12 protein-coding genes and 3 pseudogenes are annotated in these 20,198 nt (G+C 58.4%); 7 read left to right on the top strand and 8 right to left on the bottom strand.

From position 1 onward, the window contains the following. Nucleotides 1-242: 242 nt before the first annotated feature. Nucleotides 243-1,310: an autotransporter outer membrane beta-barrel domain-containing protein gene (locus tag PSH65_RS17290; protein ID WP_305421459.1), complete on the top strand. Its 1,068-nt coding sequence runs from the start codon at nucleotides 243-245 to the stop codon at nucleotides 1,308-1,310. A gap of 131 nt (nucleotides 1,311-1,441) precedes the next feature. On the opposite strand, the gene glgB is transcribed toward PSH65_RS17290, so the two are convergent. The 3 genes from glgB to PSH65_RS17305 all read right to left on the bottom strand — a co-directional run bounded on the left by glgB (nucleotide 1,442) and on the right by PSH65_RS17305 (nucleotide 9,182). Then, a complete protein-coding gene (gene glgB, locus PSH65_RS17295; RefSeq protein WP_305421460.1) occupies nucleotides 1,442-3,673 on the bottom strand; it encodes a 1,4-alpha-glucan branching protein GlgB in 2,232 nt (743 codons plus the stop codon). A 2-nt stretch (nucleotides 3,674-3,675) separates the two neighbouring features. Beyond that, a complete protein-coding gene (treS, locus tag PSH65_RS17300; protein WP_305421461.1) occupies nucleotides 3,676-7,017 on the bottom strand; it encodes a maltose alpha-D-glucosyltransferase in 3,342 nt (1,113 codons plus the stop codon). A 161-nt stretch (nucleotides 7,018-7,178) separates the two neighbouring features. Further along, a complete protein-coding gene (locus PSH65_RS17305) occupies nucleotides 7,179-9,182 on the bottom strand; it encodes an alpha-1,4-glucan--maltose-1-phosphate maltosyltransferase (protein WP_305421462.1) in 2,004 nt (667 codons plus the stop codon). A 216-nt stretch (nucleotides 9,183-9,398) separates the two neighbouring features. Between PSH65_RS17305 and PSH65_RS17310 the strand changes: the two genes are divergently transcribed. Further along, a complete protein-coding gene (locus PSH65_RS17310) occupies nucleotides 9,399-9,572 on the top strand; it encodes a hypothetical protein (RefSeq protein WP_305421463.1) in 174 nt (57 codons plus the stop codon). Nucleotides 9,573-9,588: 16 nt separating this feature from the next. Here PSH65_RS17310 and PSH65_RS17315 read toward each other — a convergent pair whose 3' ends face one another. Further along, complete coding sequence (locus tag PSH65_RS17315; RefSeq protein WP_305421464.1) at nucleotides 9,589-10,089, bottom strand: MgtC/SapB family protein; 501 nt, start codon at nucleotides 10,087-10,089, stop codon at nucleotides 9,589-9,591. A gap of 129 nt (nucleotides 10,090-10,218) precedes the next feature. Here PSH65_RS17315 and PSH65_RS17320 point away from each other — a divergent pair, with 129 nt between their 5' ends. The 3 genes from PSH65_RS17320 (at nucleotide 10,219) to mapR (ending at nucleotide 13,657) form a co-directional block, all read left to right on the top strand. Further along, nucleotides 10,219-10,452, top strand: coding sequence for a DUF3203 family protein (locus PSH65_RS17320; protein ID WP_305421465.1), 234 nt, complete (start codon nucleotides 10,219-10,221; stop codon nucleotides 10,450-10,452). Nucleotides 10,453-10,647: 195 nt separating this feature from the next. Next, nucleotides 10,648-12,078 (top strand): cytochrome c oxidase accessory protein CcoG, encoded by a 1,431-nt coding sequence (gene ccoG / locus PSH65_RS17325; protein ID WP_305421466.1) that lies wholly within the window; start codon nucleotides 10,648-10,650, stop codon nucleotides 12,076-12,078. 169 nt (nucleotides 12,079-12,247) lie between these two features. After that, the gene (gene mapR / locus PSH65_RS17330) at nucleotides 12,248-13,657 is read left to right on the top strand and encodes a GntR family transcriptional regulator MpaR (protein WP_305421467.1); all 1,410 of its coding nucleotides are present in this window, start codon (nucleotides 12,248-12,250) and stop codon (nucleotides 13,655-13,657) included. 168 nt (nucleotides 13,658-13,825) lie between these two features. On the opposite strand, the gene PSH65_RS17335 is transcribed toward mapR, so the two are convergent. Beyond that, complete coding sequence (locus PSH65_RS17335) at nucleotides 13,826-14,491, bottom strand: hypothetical protein (RefSeq protein ID WP_305421468.1); 666 nt, start codon at nucleotides 14,489-14,491, stop codon at nucleotides 13,826-13,828. A gap of 657 nt (nucleotides 14,492-15,148) precedes the next feature. On the opposite strand from PSH65_RS17335, the pseudogene PSH65_RS31850 reads away from it, so the two are divergent. Further along, nucleotides 15,149-15,257 (top strand): annotated as a pseudogene (locus tag PSH65_RS31850) (GntR family transcriptional regulator); the annotation flags it as partial. A 151-nt stretch (nucleotides 15,258-15,408) separates the two neighbouring features. On the opposite strand, the pseudogene PSH65_RS17340 reads toward PSH65_RS31850, so the two are convergent. After that, nucleotides 15,409-15,885: pseudogene (locus tag PSH65_RS17340) on the bottom strand (SDR family oxidoreductase); the annotation flags it as partial. 572 nt (nucleotides 15,886-16,457) lie between these two features. Between PSH65_RS17340 and PSH65_RS17345 the strand changes: the two are divergent. Then, nucleotides 16,458-16,892 carry a hypothetical protein gene (locus PSH65_RS17345; protein ID WP_305421469.1) on the top strand — a complete coding sequence of 145 codons (435 nt, stop codon included), beginning with the start codon at nucleotides 16,458-16,460 and terminating at the stop codon, nucleotides 16,890-16,892. A gap of 116 nt (nucleotides 16,893-17,008) precedes the next feature. Here PSH65_RS17345 and PSH65_RS17350 read toward each other — a convergent pair whose 3' ends face one another. Next, nucleotides 17,009-17,755: an SDR family oxidoreductase gene (locus PSH65_RS17350; RefSeq protein WP_305421470.1), complete on the bottom strand. Its 747-nt coding sequence runs from the start codon at nucleotides 17,753-17,755 to the stop codon at nucleotides 17,009-17,011. A gap of 116 nt (nucleotides 17,756-17,871) precedes the next feature. Further along, nucleotides 17,872-19,954 (bottom strand): annotated as a pseudogene (locus tag PSH65_RS17355) (putative bifunctional diguanylate cyclase/phosphodiesterase). Nucleotides 19,955-20,198 lie beyond the last annotated feature (244 nt).

Genomic DNA, 20,198 nt, shown 5'->3' on the forward strand with positions numbered 1-20,198 from the left:
CCAAATATCAGTCACTTACAACGCCTAAAATAGCTATACCGCTTATCGGCCACTTTCTTGACGCAACGCCAGCCGTCTTCTTAGCTAGTGCTTACTACCCCCGGAAATCCATCAGGGGCAAGCCTCCAGACTCCTGTAAAAACGGGCGGGTCTGACCTTGCCTCAATCCATTCGGTCGCCCCTCATTCGGGGTAGGAGAGACGCCAAAGCGAGATACGCATGCGATTGCAAGGTAGACCCCCATGAGAACTTCATTCACCTCACAAGAGATCAAAATCACGTTTTGCACGGTTACGGGTTCATTCCTGCTGTGCTCATCCATGGAGGTGCAGGCCTCGCCTGCCGAGGACGAAACAACCCTCTGGTACAACCAGGAACTGCCGACCCTCACCTTGCCAACCGACTCCGCCACGTATCCCGGCCGCTTACGCTTCAATCCAGACTTACAAAGCTCACGCCTGACGGTTGAAGACGCCGCGCCTTCGGCCTGGGACCACGTCTATGGCAAGACGTCACGACAGGCCCAAACCGATTATCTTGCCCTGGGTTCTTCTATCCCCGGCGCCAGTGAATTCAAAGGCCCGGCGCTGCTGACCGTACAAAGCAACAGCGGCCATACCCAACGGGTTGGACTGATCGGCGGCACCACCCATTTCCAGGGCAATGACAACGGTCTGCTGACCAGTCGCGCCCTTGCCGACCCCGGCCATGACACGCTCAACCTTCAAGGCCAAAGTCTCGGCGCCTACTGGAGCCTGACCGGCCCGCAAGGCTGGCACGTAGACTTGTCGGCCAGCGGTGGCCGGGTCAACGGTTACAGCCGTAACGATCAAGGCGCGCGACAAGCCACCGAAGGCAGCGCGGTGACGTTGTCGGTGGAAGGTGGTTTCCCGATTGGTCTGGGTAATAACTGGGTGATCGAACCCCAGGCACAGTTGATCAATCAACGCATCACGCTGGATACGCCGTATGCCGGCTCCGGGAATTCCTCATCCAGCGACATGACGTCCTGGAGCGGTCGGGTCGGTGCACGCTTGAAAGGCAGTTACGATATCAACGGCCTGCCAGTCGAACCGTATGTGCGCACCAACGTGTGGCACACGGTGTACACCGGCAATACCGTGAGCCTGGATCAGGTCGACAAAATCAGCAGCAGCCGCAATTCATCGACGGTGGACGTGGGTCTGGGTTTGGTGGCTAGAGTGACGCCCTTGGTCAGCTTTTATGTCAGCGCCGATTACAGCAGTGATGTGGATGACAATGATTTGAACGGGTTGATTGGCAGCCTTGGGGTGCGGATGCGGTGGTAACGAGGACTCAAGGGATGTGTTGTGAATTCTGACGCCATCGCGAGCAGGCTCGCTCCCACATTGGTTTTGTATATGACGACAATCCAATGTGGGAGCGAGCCTGCTCGCGATAGGAGCGACGCGGTTCTAGATCAACCCTCAGGACGCAAAATCAACACCGCCAACGGCGGCAGGTTCAACTCCACAGAGAGGGCCTGGCCATGGCTCGGCTCTTCGTCGGTGAACACGCCGCCGCCGTTTCCATAATTGGACCCGGCATAGGTGTCGGCATCGCTGTTGATCAACTCGACCCAGCGCCCGGCAAACGGTACACCGACACGGTAAGACTGACGCGGCACTGGGGTGAAGTTGGCCACCACCAACACCGGCCGCCCGTCCTTGCTCCAGCGCAGCCAGGCGTAGACACTATTGACCGCATCGTCGCCAATCAACCACTGGAAGCCTTGCGGGGCATCGTCCTGATCGTGCAACGCCGGTTCTTCGCGATACAACCGGTTCAGGTCACCGACCAGTTTGCGCACCCCTTGGTGTTCCGGGTATTGCAGCAAATACCAGTCCAGTTGCTGATCGTGATTCCACTCGCGCCATTGGCCGAATTCGCAGCCCATGAACAGCAGTTTCTTGCCGGGATGCGTCCACATGAAACTCAGATACGCCCGCAGGTTGGCAAACTTCTGCCAGCGATCCCCCGGCATCTTGTCGATCAGCGAATGCTTGCCATGCACCACTTCATCGTGAGAAATCGGCAGGATGAAGCGCTCGGACCAGGCATACACCAGGCCGAAACTCAGCTCGTTGTGATGATGGGCGCGGTATACCGGATCCTGCTGAATGTAATGCAGTGAATCGTGCATCCAGCCCATGTTCCACTTATAGGCAAAACCCAGCCCACCCTGTTGCGTGCTCTGGCTGACACCCGGCCACGCTGTGGATTCTTCGGCAATCACCAGCGCGCCCGGCGCTTCCAGGGCCACCACATCGTTGAGATGGCGGACGAAATCAATGGCCTCCAGATTCTCCCGACCGCCATGACGGTTGGGCACCCACTCGCCGGCCTTGCGCGAGTAATCGCGGTACAGCATCGACGCCACTGCGTCCACGCGCAGGCCATCGACGTGGAAATGCTTGAGCCAGTGCAACGCCGACGCCAGCATGTAGCCGTGCACCTCGGTGCGGCCCAGGTTGTAGATCAGTGTGTCCCAGTCCTGGTGAAAACCTTCCTGCGGGTTGCCGTACTCATACAACGCGGTGCCGTCGAACTGCGCCAGGCCGTGGGTATCGGTGGGGAAATGCGCCGGCACCCAATCGAGGATCACGCCGATCTCGGCCTGGTGACAGGCATTGACGAACGCGGCGAAGTCATCCGGCGTGCCGTAACGGGCACTCGGGGCGAATTGCGACAGCAGTTGATAACCCCAGGACCCACCGAACGGATGCTCCATGATCGGCATCAGTTCGATGTGGGTAAAACCCAGCTCCTTCACATAAGGAATCAGCCGCTCGGCCAACTCGGGCCAGGTGTACTGACGGGCGACCTCGCCCAGGTCATCCAGCTCGCATTGCCAGGAACCGGCATGCAATTCGTAAATCGACAGCGGAGCGCTGGTTCGCTGACGTTCACCCCGCGACTGCATCCAGGCGTGGTCCTGCCAGTCGATTTTCAGCGGTGAGGCGACTTTCGACGCAGTGTCCGGGGGCAAAGCGGTGGCAAGGGCCATCGGGTCGGCCTTGAGCGGCAGAATGCCGTGGGCGCCAAGTATTTCGTATTTGTAGAGCTCCCCCGCTTGCAGGCGCGGAATGAACAACTCCCACACACCGCTAGGATGACGCAGGCGCATCGGATGCCGACGGCCGTCCCAGACGTTGAAATCGCCGACCACCGAAACCCTTCTGGCATTCGGCGCCCACACGGCGAAGCGCACGCCGTCGACGCCATCAATCGTCTTCAGTTGCGCGCCGAGGCAACTGCTCAAATCACGGTGGTTGCCTTCGGCAAACAGGTACAAGTCCATCTCGCCGAGTAACGGGCCAAAACTGTAAGGGTCCTCGGCGAGTTGCTCGCCACCGGCCCAACGGGTTCGCAACAGATAGGGCCGGGCCCGCTCGAAGTGCCCGACGAACAGCCCCGGGGTTTGGGTGGTCTCAAGGCTGCCGAGCTCTTCCCCGGATTCCTTGTCCACCACCTGGACGCTTAAGGCGTCCGGTAGATAGGCTCGAATGAATTGCCCGCCAGCGCCATCGCCGTGCGGGCCGAGAATGGCAAAGGGATCCCGATGCTCGGCGCGTACCAACGCATCGATATCCCGCGCCCCGGGTAGCAGCGCCTCTTTAACGTGCCCCTGTTCCTTGTTCGAGAAACTCATGACTACTCTCCACCAAGATCGGAAAAGGGTTTAAGCCCGCTCAATAATCCATACAAACCGTGCAACGGCACGGGCAGCCAGGTGGGGCGATTTTCAGCCTCATAGGCCACTTCATACGCCGCCTTCTCCAGACCGAACAACGCCAGCGCGGCGTCCTCGCCTTCAGGATCTTGCCATGCATGAGCAAGACTAGCTGCCGCCAGCCGATAAGCGTCGACAAATGCTTGCCGCGCTTCCCTCAGATAACGATCGGCGACCCGTTGACGCGCCGCCTGAGCGTCGGCGGTGTTATCGACGTTATGCACGTTGATCGTCATCGCCGCGGCGTAATCGAAGGAGCGCAACACGCCGCTGACATCTTTATAAGGGCTGTGTTTGCCTCGGCGCTCATGCAGCGGCCGCGCCGGTTCGCCCTCGAAATCGATCAGGTAGGCATCGCCCTTGATCACCAGCACCTGCCCCAGGTGCAAGTCACCATGGACGCGAATACGCAGGCCACCAGCCGCTTTCTTACCCAACTCCTGAACATGGCTGAGGATGGTTTTTTTGTTGTCCAGCAATCGACTGACCAATGCCTGATCCGCGGCGTTCAGTTCAGTTTGATGCTGCTTGAGTAACTTCAGGGCATGTTCCAGTTGCGCCGCCACGTCCTTGGCCGAGGCCAGGGCATCTTTCTGGGTGGTGATCTGTGGAGCGAAGTCCGGGTTGGCGCTCGGGGCCGCCAACACCTGGTGCATTTCCCCCAGACGCTGGCCGAGCATGCCGGCAAAATCCTTCAGCTCGCCAAGGGCGTTGTAGTGCTGCTCCTGTTCCGACACGGCATCAGCGAGTTCGTCGCGAAGCGCCCGCTCGAGGTTGTTCTGGGTCCACTCCCACGCGTCGCCCTGATTGCTCAAGTAGCCTTGGGCGATCATCAACAGCGTGTCCTCGCCCGCCGCATCGCGACGAATCACGGCCCCCAGCAGCGGCGAAATATTTTTGAAACCAGCGTGGGTCAGGTACGCACTCATTTCCAGTTCCGGGTGCATGCCTGACGCGACCTTGCGGATCAGTTTCAGCACCAGACTGCTGCCGATCACCACCGAACTGTTGGATTGCTCGGCCGACAGGTAACGCACCTCCGACTCGGCGCTCAGCCCCAGTTTTGCCAATTCGTCGGTTGGCTCGAAACGGATCTCGCCACCGCCCGATGGCAACACGGTGCTGGCCTGCAGCCCCTGCAACACCGCATGAACAAAGCTGTCGAGGCTGAAGGCGTCGGTGATCAAACCGACCTGCCGACCGCGCCGAACCCTGGCCAGCGCCAATTGCTGGGGTAAGGCCGCGCCGACGTGCTCTTCGGAAATAAAGCCGAACGGCAACTGATAGCGGCTGGTCTGGCCAGCGCTGGTGACGTCGATTTCACTCAGCAGCACCGGATGCTGCGGGTCGCCGAAGCGCACGCCGTAAGCGAGGTTGACGCTGTCGATGGTGCCATCCTTGCCGGCATACCAGCGACGATTCTGCAACCAGCTCGGCAGGATGCCCTGTTCCAGGGTGTGGCGGGACGGCGCTTCGAGCAGCTCTTCCATGCGTTTTTTCAGCACCAGAGTAGTGAAGTCCGGCAGGCTTTGCGCCGGCTCCACGTGCCAGCTCGGCATCTGGTTTTCCGCCGCCAGCCCGAACCAATAGAAACCGTAAGGCGCCAGCGTCAGCAGGAAATTCAACTGGCCGATGGGCGGGAACGCGTTGCCGCCGAGCATCTCAACCGGGACCATGCCGACATACGCCGACAAGTCCAGCTCCGCCGCTTGCGCACTGCGGGACACGTTGGCCACGCACAAAATCACCTCGTGTTTGCCGTCCGGCCCGGTGAATTCGCGGGTATACGCCAGAATCCGTCGATTGCTCGGCGAGAGCATCTTCAGCGTTCCACGACCAAAGGCCTTGGACTGCTTGCGCACCGCGAGCAAGCGCCGGTTCCAGTTCAACAATGAATGAGGGTCACCGGCCTGGGTTTCGACGTTGACCGAAAGATAGCCGTAGAGCGGGTCCATGATCGGCGGCAACACTAGGCTGGCCGGGTCGGCGCGGGAGAACCCGCCATTACGGTCGATCGACCACTGCATCGGCGTGCGCACACCGTCGCGGTCGCCGAGGTAGATGTTGTCGCCCATGCCGATTTCATCGCCGTAATACAGGGTCGGTGTGCCGGGCATCGACAGCAGCAGACTGTTAAGCAGTTCCACGCGACGACGATCACGTTCCATCAATGGCGCCAGGCGTCGACGAATCCCCAGGTTGATCCGCGCCCGACGATCGGCCGCGTAGTAATTCCACAGGTAATCACGCTCCCGGTCGGTGACCATTTCCAGGGTCAGCTCATCGTGGTTGCGCAGGAAAATGGCCCATTGGCAATTGGCGGGAATTTCCGGGGTCTGCCGCAGAATATCGGTGATCGGGAAGCGATCCTCTTGGGCCAGCGCCATGTACATGCGTGGCATCAACGGAAAGTGAAAGGCCATGTGGCATTCGTCGCCGTTCTGGCCGCTGGCGTCGGTGTTGCCAAAGTACAGCTGAGTGTCTTCCGGCCACTGATTGGCCTCGGCCAGCAACATGCGGTCGGGATAGTTTGCGTCGATCTCGGCACGGATCTGCTTGAGGACATCGTGGGTCTCGGGCAGGTTTTCGTTGTTGGTACCATCGCGCTCGATCAGGTACGGGATCGCGTCCAGCCGCAGACCGTCGATGCCCATGTCGAGCCAGTAACGCATCACCGACAGCACAGCTTTCATCACTTGCGGGTTGTCGAAGTTCAGGTCTGGCTGGTGAGAATAGAAACGGTGCCAGAAGTACTGACCGGCCACCGGATCCCAGGTCCAGTTGGACTTTTCGGTGTCGAGAAAAATGATGCGGGTGCCGTCGTATTTCTGATCGTTATCGGACCAGACATAGAAGTCGCGGGCCGCCGAACCGGGCTTGGCCTTGCGCGCACGCTGGAACCACGCGTGCTGGTCCGAGGTGTGGTTGATGACCAGTTCGGTAATCACCCGCAGACCGCGTTCATGGGCCTCAGCAATGAAGCGCTTGGCATCGGCCATGGTGCCGTAGTCAGGATGCACACCACGGTATTCGGCGATGTCGTAACCGTCGTCGCGTCGTGGCGAGGGGTAGAACGGCAACAGCCAGATGGTGTTGACGCCCAGATCGGCAATGTAATCGAGTTTGGCGATGAGGCCGGGAAAGTCGCCGATCCCGTCGTTGTTGGAGTCGAAAAAAGACTTAACGTGAACCTGGTAGATCACCGCATCCTTGTACCAGAGCGGGTCCTTGATAAAGGTGGCTGACCTGGGTTTCTTCGCCATTTGTAACTCCTGAAAAATTCTGGGAAAACATCAACTGCTTGAAGAAATGCGGTCAGTGTGGGAGCTGGCTTGCCTGCGATAGCAATCTGTCAGTGAGCATGTTCGGCGCTGGCCCACCGCTATCGCAGGCAAGCCAGCTCCCACATTGATCTTCGCCAGGTTCAGGAACTGGTAATCCTCCAAATCCCGAACGGCTGATGCCACGGTTCGATCCGCATGAACTGGTACTTGCCGTGCCAGGTCCAGCGGTGGCCGTTCATCAAGTCTTCGCCCTGGGTGCTGGCATCGTCGGGGAGGCCCATTTCCCACAGCGGCAGTTCAAAATTCGCCTCCTGGGCGTGATGCGGATCAAGGCTGACGGCTACCAGAATGAAATTGCTGCCGTCGACGCTGCGTTTGCCGAAATACAGAATGTTGTCGTTCCAGGCGTTGTAGACCTTCAGGCCCAGGTGCGTTTGCAACGCCGGGTTCTGCCGGCGGATGCGGTTGAGCTGGGCGATTTCGGCAATGATGTTGCCCGGTGCATTGAAGTCCCGAGGGCGGATTTCGTACTTCTCGGAATTGAGGTATTCCTCCCGGCCCGGCACCGGTGCCGCCTCACACAGTTCAAAACCCGAATACATGCCCCACAGCCCGGAGCCCATGGTCGCCAGCGCGGCACGAATCAGAAAACCGGCGCGCCCGGACTCATGCAGGAACGCCGGGTTGATGTCCGGCGTGTTGACGAAAAAATTCGGCCGGTAGCATTCACGCCACGGCGATTCATTGAGTTCGGTGAAATAGGTCGCCAGCTCGGTCTTGGTGTTGCGCCAGGTGAAATAGGTGTAGCTCTGGGAGTAGCCGACCTTGCCCAGGCGCGCCATCATCGCCGGCGTGGTAAAGGCTTCGGCCAGGAAGATCACCTCGGGGTACAGCGCCCGCACATCGGCGATCATCCACTGCCAGAACGGCAACGGTTTGGTGTGAGGATTGTCGACGCGAAACAGCTTCACACCCTCCTTGACCCAGCCCACGACGATGTCACGCAACTCGATCCACAGGCTTGGAATCGCATCCACGGCATAGAAATCGACGTTGACGATGTCTTGGTATTTCTTCGGCGGGTTCTCGGCGTATTTGATCGTGCCGTCCGGTCGCCAGTTGAACCAGCCCGGGTGCTGTTTTAGCCACGGGTGGTCCTGGGAACACTGAATCGCGAAGTCTAGAGCGATTTCCAGCCCATGCTCGGCAGCGGCCGCGACGAGCCGGCGAAAATCTTCGCGGCTGCCCAGTTCCGAGTGAATCGCCTCATGCCCGCCCTCTTCGCTGCCGATGGCGTAAGGGCTGCCCGGATCGTCGGGGCCGGCGGTCAATGAGTTGTTCGGACCTTTGCGGTAGCTGCGGCCGATCGGGTGGATCGGCGTGAAGTACAGCACGTCGAAGCCCATGTCCTGGATCATCGGCAGCCGCGAATGCACGTCGTTGAAGGTGCCATGACGGGCCGGGTCATCGGTGATCGAGCGAGGGAACAATTCATACCAGCTAGCGAATTGCGCCAGCGTGCGCTCCACCTCCACCGGGTATTCCGGGCTCAGGCTCAGGAAGGGACGATGGTCATCAGCCTGGGCCATCAAGTCCGCGCTGCGTTGGTGCAGAAACAAGGCGACTTGCTCGGTTTCGAGCAGACCGGACAATTCATGATGCAACGCCGCCAGTTGTTCACTGAGCGGGCCTTCGGAGCGTTCGGCGGCCTGCTGGACGTGAGTGCGCCCTTCCTGCAGCTCCAGGCTGACCGAAACGCCGACGGCGTGTTTTTTCTCCAGCTCATAACAAAAACTGGCGTACTGATCGATCCAGGCTTCGAGGCAGAACACATAGCGCCCCTGCTTCTTGACACGAAACTGGCCCTGCCAGCCGTTATTGCCCAGCTCGGCCATCACCTCGCTCTGCCAGGTTTCGTCGCCGTCGGCACGCCAGCGGATGCGCACGGCCAATTTGTCGTGACCGTCGGCAAACACTTTGCTGGTCACCACCACGTCCTGATCAATCACGGCTTTAACGGCGAATTGCCCGCCATCGAGGGTCGGCATGGTGTTTTCGATCACGATCCGCGGCAGCAGTAACGCCTGCGACAGCGGTATATGCGGGTTGTAGCTCAACTCTGTGGGTTTTTTCTCAGCGGTCATCGAGCATCTCTCCTTAACGCCCCAAGGACGCTCTTGTGCCTGGTCGTCGTTCACACGAAGCGATCTGCCCCGGCATGAACTCACTTAAGTTCCGAACAGCAGGCGCCGGTAAAAGTTCAGAGGGATTTGCCAAGTCTTTCGGGGAATCAAATTCCCTGAGTACGGGTCAATCAACTTAAGCACGACTCACGCCATCTGCCACTGGAGACTGTAGCGATGAGTATTCCAATCCCGGCCGAGACACCCGATCCGAACATCGATCAGCCGACGATACCGCCAACGCCGCCGACCGAACCCGACCCCGTCCCCGCGCAGGAACCGCCAGGCACCAGACCGCCACCCCGGGAAGTGCCGCCGAGCAGCCAGCCGCCGGAGATCGTGCATCCGTAAACTGCATGAAACTCACTTACGGGTTTCGATCCTTTTCAAACTGGCGCACGACGACAGGCATCACAGCGAGAATCACCAACGCCAGCAACGTACTGAGCACCGCTGTCGCCTCGCGCCCCATCCCGGCCGAAACGCCAATGGCCGCCGTCATCCACAAACCGGCGGCGGTGGTCAGGCCTTTGACATGGCCCTCGTCGCCATCGGTGTTTTTCAGGATAGTCCCGGCGCCGAGAAAGCCGATGCCGGCGATCACACCCTGCACCACGCGGCTCATGGCATCGGCCTGGGATCCTGACATCTGCGGCACCAGCACAAACAGCGCCGCGCCCAGCGCCACCAGCATATGGGTGCGAATCCCGGCGGCCTTGCCCTTCTGTTCACGTTCGAAACCGAGAATGCCGCCCAGCACAGCGGCCATCAGCAAGCGCACCGTAATGCGCGTCAGTTGTGAAGCATCGCCAATGTCCGCGAACTCCGCTTGCAGCGTCACCCAAACCTCGTGCCACCAGGCGTCCATGGCGCAGTCCTTGTGATGAATTAATGACTCGATAAAGGATGGACCGCACCCACCATTAATCGGTTGCACAGAACGATGACTGGTGGATGAGCCCTAACGCTCAAGAACCCGCAGAAAAAGGACGCCCCCATGACCGTGCGCATCGAAAACCAGACCTGCTTTTTCACCACCGAAAGTGGCGAAGAAATTCGTCTTTGCCCCGACGTGACCATCATCACCGACGGGGAAAAATCCATGTCGGCGGTGGACCTCGACGGCCAGCGCATCTACATCACCGAAGCAGAAGCCGATGCATTGACCGTAGCAGGCGCAACGGATGGGCGTCGGCATCTGAAGGCCACGGACAGTGATTCGGTGATTTGACTGACCCGCATCAACACCCGTCGCAAACACTTGGCATAGGTGTTTGCGGCCAGCCGTTGCGGGTGCATCAAGTTGTCGCAGGCGGGTGCCAGGAACTCATCTGATCCGCTTTTTATTGCTTTAGCTGAGTCTGTTATGCAAACAGATCGCTGGTCATAGTGCTCAGGCCTGATGGAGGCTGATGAGCGAAAGACCATGAGCGATAGAATCCCCGTCCGAACCGTTGAACCTGCCTCATTTATAAAAAGCAATGAGCCTTTGCGTCCAAAGACAAAGGCCAAATCCAGCGACAACCTGATCCACACCCGCAGCTTCACGGGTTTGTTCCGCACCCTGCGCATGAGCGGCGCGGGGTTTCTGTTTCTGCTGTTCTTCGGCACGGTGTGGCTGAACTGGGGTGGCCGCCAGGCGGTGCTCTGGGACCTTTCCGAAAGCAAATTCCATATCTTCGGCGCTACCTTCTGGCCACAGGATTTCATCCTGCTCTCGGCGCTGCTGATCATCGCCGCGTTCGGCCTGTTTGCGATCACCGTGTTCGCAGGCCGGGTCTGGTGCGGTTACACCTGTCCGCAGAGTTCCTGGACCTGGATCTTCATGTGGTGCGAAAAGCTCACCGAAGGCGAGCGCAACCAGCGGATCAAACTGCAAGCCGCGCCCTGGGGCCTGAACAAACTGATCCGCCGCTCGGCCAAACACACCTTGTGGCTGGCCATCAGCCTGCTCACCGGCCTGACCTTTGTCGGCTACTTCACGCCGATCCGCCCATTGGCCGAAGAACTGCTGACCTTGCAAATCGGCGGGGTCAGCCTGTTCTGGGTGCTGTTCTTCACCGGCGCCACTTACATCAATGCCGGTTGGCTGCGCGAAGCGGTGTGCATGCACATGTGCCCCTATGCGCGCTTCCAGAGCGTGATGTTCGACAAGGACACCCTGACCATTTCCTACGATGTGGCCCGCGGCGAAAACCGTGGCCCGCGCAAGCGTGAGGTGAAACCTGCCGAGGTCGGACTGGGTGATTGCATCGATTGCCAATTGTGCGTGCAGGTCTGCCCGACCGGCATCGACATCCGCGACGGCTTGCAGATGGAGTGCATCGGTTGCGCCGCGTGCATCGACGCCTGTGATTCGATCATGGACAAAATGGGCTACGCCCGGGGGCTGATCAGCTACACCTCGGAACATGAATTACAGGGTGGCAAGACTCACCTGCTGCGCCCGCGCTTGATCGGTTACACCGCCGTGCTGCTGGTGATGATCGGCGCCCTCGCCCTGGCGTTGGTGGAGCGGCCGATGGTGTCGCTGGACGTGAGCAAGGACCGTGGCCTGTTCCGCGAGAACAGTGCAGGCCAGATCGAAAACATCTACAGCCTGAAGGTCATCAACAAGACCCAGCAACGTCAGGATTATCGATTGACGCTGGTCGATGGCGATGGCTTCCAGCTGCAAGGCAAGACCGAACTGAGCCTGGCCCCCGGTGAGATCGTCGATGTGCCGGTGTCGGTGGCCATGACCACGGAACGGCCGAACAGCAGCTCGCAGACCATCAGTTTCAAGATTGTCGACAGCGATGAACCGGACATCTACAGCGTGGCCAAGAGCCGGTTTGTTGCGCCGATGAACCGTTGAGCCTTTAAGATGCAGTCCTTTGTCAGATGCGGTCCTCTGTGGCGAGGGAGCTTGCTCCCGCTGGGGTGCGAAGCGCCCCCAAAATTTTACGACTGCTACGCAGCCGAGCGGGAGCAAGCTCCCTCGCCACAACAGCGCAACCACTGAATAACTTCAAACCGGGCCTTTGATGAAACGCTACGAAAAATTCGCCGACGACATCGCTGAACTGATCCGCTCCGGCGTCCTCGGTCCCGGCCAGCGGGTGCCATCGGTGCGCTACGCCAGCCAGACCTACGGCGTCAGCCCGTCCACGGTGTTCCAGGCCTATTACCTGCTCGAACGCCGTGGCCTGATCCGCGCCCGGCCGCGTTCCGGCTACTTCGTCAATGCGCATGCACCGAGCCCGTTCTCCGAGCCGGTGATCAGCAGCCAGGTCAATGAGTCCACCGAAGTCGACGTCAGCGAACTGGTGTTCTCGGTGCTGGATTCGATCAAGGACCCGAACACCGTGCCCTTCGGTTCGGCGTTCCCCAGCCCCACGCTGTTCCCGCTGCAACGCCTGTCTCGCTCGCTGGCCAGTGCCGCCCGGGAAATGGACCCACGCATGGTCGTCACCGACATGTCGCCGGGTAACCCGCAACTGCGTCGGCAAATCGCCCTGCGCTACATGGTCGGCGGGCTGATGCTGCCCATGGAGGAACTGCTGATCACCAACGGCGCCCTCGAAGCCCTGAACCTGTGCCTGCAAGCTGTGACCGAACCCGGCGATCTGGTGGCCATCGAAGCTCCGGCGTTCTACGCCAGCCTGCAAGTGCTGGAACGGTTGAAGCTCAAAGCCGTGGAAATCCCCGTCCACCCACGAGACGGCATCGACCTCGGCGTGCTTGCCCAAACCCTGGAACGGCATCCGATCAAGGCCTGCTGGTGCATGACCAGTTTCCAGAACCCCATGGGCGCGACCATGCCCGAAGCGAAGAAGCAGGAGCTGGTGGAGCTGTTGCGCGGCCATCAAGTGCCGCTGATCGAAGACGACGTCTACGCCGAGCTCTATTACGGGCAACAGGCGCCGAAACCGGCCAAGGCTTTCGATACTGAGGGGTTGGTGATGCATTGCGGATCGTTCGCCAAGAGCCTGGCCCCCGGTTATCGCATCGGCTGGGTCGCTGCCGGGCGTTATGCGCAGAAAATCGAACGCCTTAAGCTCATGACATCGCTCTGCGCCTCGATGCCCGCTCAGGCCGCCATCGCCGATTACCTGCAACACGGCGGCTACGACCGGCACCTGCGCAAACTGCGTTACGCCCTGGAAGAACAGCAAAGTGCCATGCTCGCCGCCATCGCCCGCTACTTCCCGGCCCAGACCCGCGTCAGCCAACCGGCCGGCGGTTACTTTTTGTGGCTGGAACTGCCGCCGCAGATGGATTCATTGAAGTTGTTTCAGATGGCATTGGCACAAGGGATCAGCATTGCGCCGGGGCCGATCTTTTCACCGACCCAGCGGTTCAGGAATTGTATTCGGTTGAACTACGGCAGCCCGTGGGATGAGGCGGCCGAGAAGGCGATGGAGACGTTGGGTAGGATCGTACGCTCGTTTTGACAAAATACCCTTAGTCGCAAAAAAGTCCTGCCAACAAAAGCTGGCAGGACTTTTCCTGATAAATAAATCGATGCCTGACAAGTAATACCCGGCCAATACCGGCCAACCTCAGCAGCGACTACAACATGCAATGGCTCTTCTCCAAGCGCCCCTTAATGATTGGCTCTCTCAGCCAACATCGCTCAATTCCAAAACGCCCGCCCCCCTGACCTGCAAGCCAAGATGCACTCCATTAGGCCAAAACATCACATGTTCAGCATGCAAAAATGTATCCGAGAAATATTGCTGCGGGTCATTTCGAAGGCGCCCTTCTTGTTTATAGAAATAAGTAGGCTCGCCAAGCTGATCCTCTACCAGTTTAAGAACGCTGTAAGCGGACGATGCTCCGCCCAAGAGCCCTTCTGACGCACTCGACCTCTTAGCCACATTCCTCAATCGAAAGAGATCGGGTGCTACGGTCTCAAGATAGAATCGTGTCGGCTCACCTTTCTCCAACACCATCAAGTTTTGAGTTGACGTTTTTTCACCCCTGGCGTCCAGGATACTTTCCATACTCAGAAAATAACCGTAAAACTTCCCGGGTGTCGCAACACGGAGCGTATAACGATCATTATCCCAACGAAAGTGAATCAACAATGGCGCATCGCGTTCGTTATCAGCCACTGTCAGGAAACCACCTTCACTCCGAAGCTGACGATCATATTCCACGCGTTGAGCCGGCGTCAGACGCGGTCGCTTCAGCCTGTTCTCCATAAGCTGATAGTTCAATACCAACGGCTTCCCCTCAAGAAAAAGATAGGCCACCATAGACTTATTTTCATCTTCCACACTCATTCAAACACCTTAACCTTAAATAGAACAATATTACTTTAAATATTCCCGCCAGCAAAATAAAAACAATACAACGACTGACAGCTTGGTGACCACATCGAAAAACAGCCCCAGTGTAAATGGGTAGCGCCTGCAACTTATTTACAGCAGGCGCTCGCTGCCAACCTCACAAAGAAACAGCTTATTCTTTTAGAAAATTACGTTTGCGTCGTTCCAGAATCAAATCATCTGCAAACTTGGCCGCATCCGACAAAAAATTTGCGGGGGAAGTCACCGAAAAATTGCTGTACACATGGTTCAGTATAAAACCTTCCCAAAGCGCCACTTCATCCTGATTAAATATCCATTTAAGTTTTCCATTAATTAGTTTAAGCCCCACCTCTTGCAGAGCGCCAACAAAGAATAGTCACCCAAACTTCAAAACTCAACGTCCTCCCCACAACAAACCCAATACAAAGAATGTCGGAAGTACGTTTTCTTACCAAACTCGCAAGAAGTCATTAGCCAGAAAAAAGACAAAACAATCACAGACAACACAACAATATAAAACCAGTAACTACCAACAAAAGCATGACGCTAATTGATGGGTCCCCCCGCAGAGTGGACGATCCAAAAAAGAAGGGGCATAACTGATGGAGTGTTGTTTTCAAGGCCAATCTTTCACCGACCCAGCGGTTCAGGATTGTATTCGGCTAATGACGACAGCCCGTGGGATGAGGCGGCCGAGAAGGTGATGGAGACGTTGGGCACAATCGTGCGGTCGTTCTGAAAGTTCGATATTGCCGGCGCTGGCCTCATCGCGGGCAAGCCTCGCTCCCACAATGAACTGTGTTGGTCAAAAAGCTTGTGAACGACACAAATCCTGTGGGAGCGAGGCTTGCCCGCGATGAGGCCAGCACTGACAAAGCAACGCATCAGGTTTAACGCCCACCGCCAAGATCGACGAAAGTCCCCGTCGCATAAGAAGCCTTATCCGACAACAACCACACAATCGCCTCCGCCACTTCATCCGGCCGCCCACCCCGAGCCATCGGGATCGCCGATTCCAGCTTGCTGACCCGATCCGGATCACCGCTCAGCGCATGGAAATCGGTGTAGATGTAACCCGGCCGCACGGCGTTGACGCGAATCCCCTCGCCCGCTACTTCCTTGGACAGGCCAATGGTGAAGGTGTCCAGCGCGCCTTTGGACGCTGCGTAGTCGACATATTCGCTGGGGGCGCCCAAGCGGGCAGCGACCGACGACACGTTAACGATGCTGCCGCCCTGCCCACCGTGTTTGGGTGACATGCGCAGGATCGCGTGTTTGGCGCAGAGGATCGGTGCCAGGACGTTGGTCTTGAGGATTTTCAGGATGCGGAATTCGGACATTTCGTCTATCCGTGACTTGTGCCCGACGGGCACCGGCGTGCTTGGGCGCCGAGTGCGCGGCTGCCGCCGGTGATGACGATGACTTTGTCCATGTTGGCATTTCTCCCGTTTCAAGCGTAAGCAGTCGGGGCCAAAAATAACCGCCATTGCGGTTTTACATGAACCTGCGTCAATTCCAATGACACAGACCTGTGGCGAGGGAGCTTGCTCCCGCTGGAGTGCACAGCGCTCTCCCAACCCAGGTCGTTGCGATACATCAGATAAATCGAGATGTCTAGTTTACGACTGCTACGCAGCCGAGCGGGAGCAAGCTCCCTCGCCACAACAGCACACCCGCTGAATAACTTCAAACCGGGCCTTTGATGAAACGCTACGAAAAATTCACCGACGACATCGCTCCCGCATAAGAAGCCTTGTCCACTAAACCAAGCTCCGACGAACGGCCGTGAATTTGGTGAATACCTATTACTTCTGACAGTAGACGGGAGTGTTGCCGTATTGTTTAACTAAGCAGGAGTTCACTTGACTAGCCCAACACTAGTTAAAGTTAACTTCTTCTTAAACTCGCTCGCAAGCACTCAAAACCTCAGGGATTGCAAATGAACAATTCAAATCCTATTCACTACTTCACAAACTTTGACCATGGATGGATTACCGCCCCAGGCAATGAAACAGTCATGAAGGACGACCTTCATCATTATTTATCCCTACCCCTAACACCTGGCGGTGACATTTCGTCGATAGAAGTGAGAAAAAAGCTCGAAACCGTGTTTGAGCAGCGCCCAATCCAAATTGATTTGTGCGTCCGTCTACCAGAGGGCCTCGAGGTGACGCAATTTGCTGTCACTGCTATAGGAGAGGCAAACGGTGGGTATGGAGATTTCACTATTCCTCCATCGGATGGGCAATGGCACGACACATCCGCTTCGTATACACCTAAAACCAGTGGACTAAATACAATCTGGATTCTCCTAAAAGCAAAGGCGGCCAGTGGAAGTATAGACATTGATAACATTTACATTGGTCAGCGATAACATTGATGTTGGTGTGAAACACGGCCCCCGCTATATTGACTGAATAGCCGTGTTTCACTCTCGTTGCTTCATGAACTGATGTTTCTGATCCAGTTCCAGCCTACATTCCCGCTTTTTTACCGTCCGCCACCAAGATCGACGAAAGTCCCCGTCGCATACGACGCCTTATCCGACAATAACCACACAATCGCCTCCGCCACTTCATCCGGCCGCCCACCCCGAGCCATCGGGATCGCCGATTCCAGCTTGCTGACCCGGTCCGGATCACCGCTCAGCGCATGGAAATCGGTGTAGATGTAACCCGGCCGCACGGCGTTGACACGAATCCCCTCGCCCGCCACTTCCTTGGACAGACCGATGGTGAAGGTGTCCAGCGCACCTTTGGACGCTGCGTAGTCGACATATTCGCCGGGGGCGCCCAAGCGGGCAGCGACCGACGACACGTTGACGATGCTGCCGCCCTGCCCACCGTGTTTGGGTGACATGCGCAGGATCGCGTGTTTGGCGCAGAGGATCGGTGCCAGGACGTTGGTCTTGAGGATTTTCAGGATACGGAATTCGGACATTTCGTCGATCCGCGACTTTTGCCCGACGGTACCGGCGTTGTTCACCAGCGCCGTGACCCGACCGAGTTCGGTGTCTACGCGGTGGAACAGACCGATCACTTCGTCTTCGATACTCACATCGGCGCGTACCGCAATGGCTTGGGCGCCGAGTGCGCGGACTTGTTCCAGCACACTGTGCGCCGCCTGCTCGTCGGACTGATAGTTGATACAGATCCGATAGCCTTGTTCTGCGGCCAACAGAGCCGTGGCGGCGCCAATTCCGCGGCTGCCGCCGGTGATGACAATGACTTTGTCCATGCTGGCATTTCCCCCGTTCAAGCGTAAGCAGTCGGGGCCAAGAATAACCGCCATTGCGCGGTTTTGCATGAACCTGCGTCAATTCCAATAACGACAACCTGTGGCGAGGGGGTCCATCAGCCCGCAGCCAGCTGCTCCCCACGATGAACATCGGCCATGAAGCGATCGGCAGGCAGGGGATGCCCCAGCAGATAACCCTGCAACGAGTCGCATCCGAGTTGGGTCAGGAAGTCTTGCTGGACACCGGTTTCCACCCCTTCGGCGACGATCCGCAAACCCAGTGCCTGGCCGAGGGCGACGATGGCCGAGACGATGGCCGCGTCGTCGCTGTCGTGTTCCAGATCGCGGACGAAACCCCGGTCGATCTTCAATTCATTGGCTGGCAGGCGCTTGAGGTACATCAAGCTCGAATAGCCGGTGCCAAAGTCATCGATGGACAGGTCGACGCCCATTTCCGAGAGTTCCTGCAGCACTGTCATGCTCGCATCGGCGTCGCTCATGGCGGTGGTTTCGGTAATTTCCAGGGTCAGGCTGTTGGCTGGCAGATGATGAGTGGCCAGGGCCTTGGCGACGCTCTGTACCAATCCGGCATGGCAGAACTGCAAGGCCGAGAGGTTCACCGCGATGCGCCAGTCGGTGTAACCGAGCACATACCACTCACGCATCTGACGGCAGGCTTCGTTGAGCACCCACTCGCCGATCGGAATGATCAGCCCGGTCTTCTCCGCAAGATCAATGAAACTGTCCGGCTGCAGCATGCCTTGAGTCGGGTGCGCCCAGCGCAGCAACGCCTCGGCGCCCACCGGTCGGCCATTGCCGGCGTCGAACTTGGGTTGGTAATAGAGACTGAACTGATGCTGATCGAGAGCATTACGCAGGTCTTGCAGCAATTGCAGCTGTTTGCGCGCGTTGCTGTTCATCGAGGCGTCGAAGAAACGATGGCCGTTTTTCCCGGCGCCCTTGGCGTGGTACATCGCGGCGTCGGCGTTCATCAGCAATTCCTCGGCGGTCTGACCATTGCCCGGATAGAGCGCGATGCCGACGCTGGCGGAAATCTGCAAGTCATGCTCCGCGACCCGGAACGGTCGCGCAATCAGCCCCACCTGTCGCGCCGCCAGGTTCAACGCGTCATTCGGCTCGGTGAGTTGCACCAGCAGCACAAATTCATCGCCGCCGATCCGCGCCAAGGTGTCCTGGCTGCGCAAATCCTCGCGCAGGCGCAGGCTGACCTCACGCAGCAACTGGTCGCCCATGTGGTGCCCGAAAGCATCGTTGACCGGTTTGAAGCCGTCCAGATCAATGAACATCAACGCAAAACAGCCGCCCTGCTCCTGCACCCTCGACATCGCCTGATCGATACGGTCGGCCAGCAATACTCGGTTCGGCAGCCCGGTCAGTGTGTCGTGCAGCGCCAGTTGAGTGAGTTCTCGATTGGCTTCGGTCAGCGATTGAGCGAGGTCCGCGGTGCGAGCCTCCAGGCGTGCATCGAGGATCGACGTCAGCAAGGCAATGCTCAACACCGCCAGGGTGGTGATCAGAACAAGACTGTCCAGTCCCCTCGCCGTTCAGGCCATCAGCCGCCGCACCACAGAAACTGCCATCGGCAAAACGAGCCGCAGCCATGCCGGTGTAGTGCATACCGACGATGGCGATGCCCATGATCACCGCTGCTCCGCCGCGGATCAGACGAACATACGGTGCGTGCCGACGCAGGCGGAAAGCGATCCACAACGCCGCGCCCGACGCACCGACGGCAATCAGCAGCGACGCGCTAAACAGTGCCGGGTCGTAATCGATGCCCGGCTGCATGCGCATCGCGGCCATGCCGGTGTAATGCATGGCGCTGATGCCTGCGCCCATGACCAGCGCGCCGAACAACAGTTGCCAGGCCGGCAGTTGTGGCTGGCTGACCAGCCACAGGGCAAAACCGCAGGACAAGACCGCAATCAATAGGGACAGCGCCGTAAGGGTCGCGTCATAGCCCAGATCAATCGGCAAGGTGAACGCGAGCATGCCGATGAAATGCATCGACCACACGCCAATGCCCATCGCAAAAGCGCCGCCAGCCGTCCACAGATGCACCGCCCGCCCCTTGGACGTGGCGATGCGACCGGTGAGGTCGAGCGCGGTGTAAGAGGCCAGTATCGCCACACAGAGCGATATGAAAACCAACGTAAGAGAGTAACTACCGATGAGCATGGGACTTCTCGCGACCGCTCCCGCATCCGTTCTCGGGGGAGCAAAGTCGGGGATTGTACTGACTCCGCTGACGAACGCACTCACAAAGTCATCAAAAGGCCATCAAGGCGATTGTGGCGAGGGAGCTTGCTCCCGCTCGGCTGCGCAGCAGTCGCAAACCGGTTGATGCGTTTTGTCTGAATATACGCGTCAGCCTCTTTGGGACGGCTTCGCCGTCCAGCGGGAGCAAGCTCCCTCGCCACAG

It is taken from the genome of Pseudomonas sp. FP603 (genome assembly GCF_030687415.1).
GTDB lineage: Bacteria > Pseudomonadota > Gammaproteobacteria > Pseudomonadales > Pseudomonadaceae > Aquipseudomonas > Aquipseudomonas wuhanensis.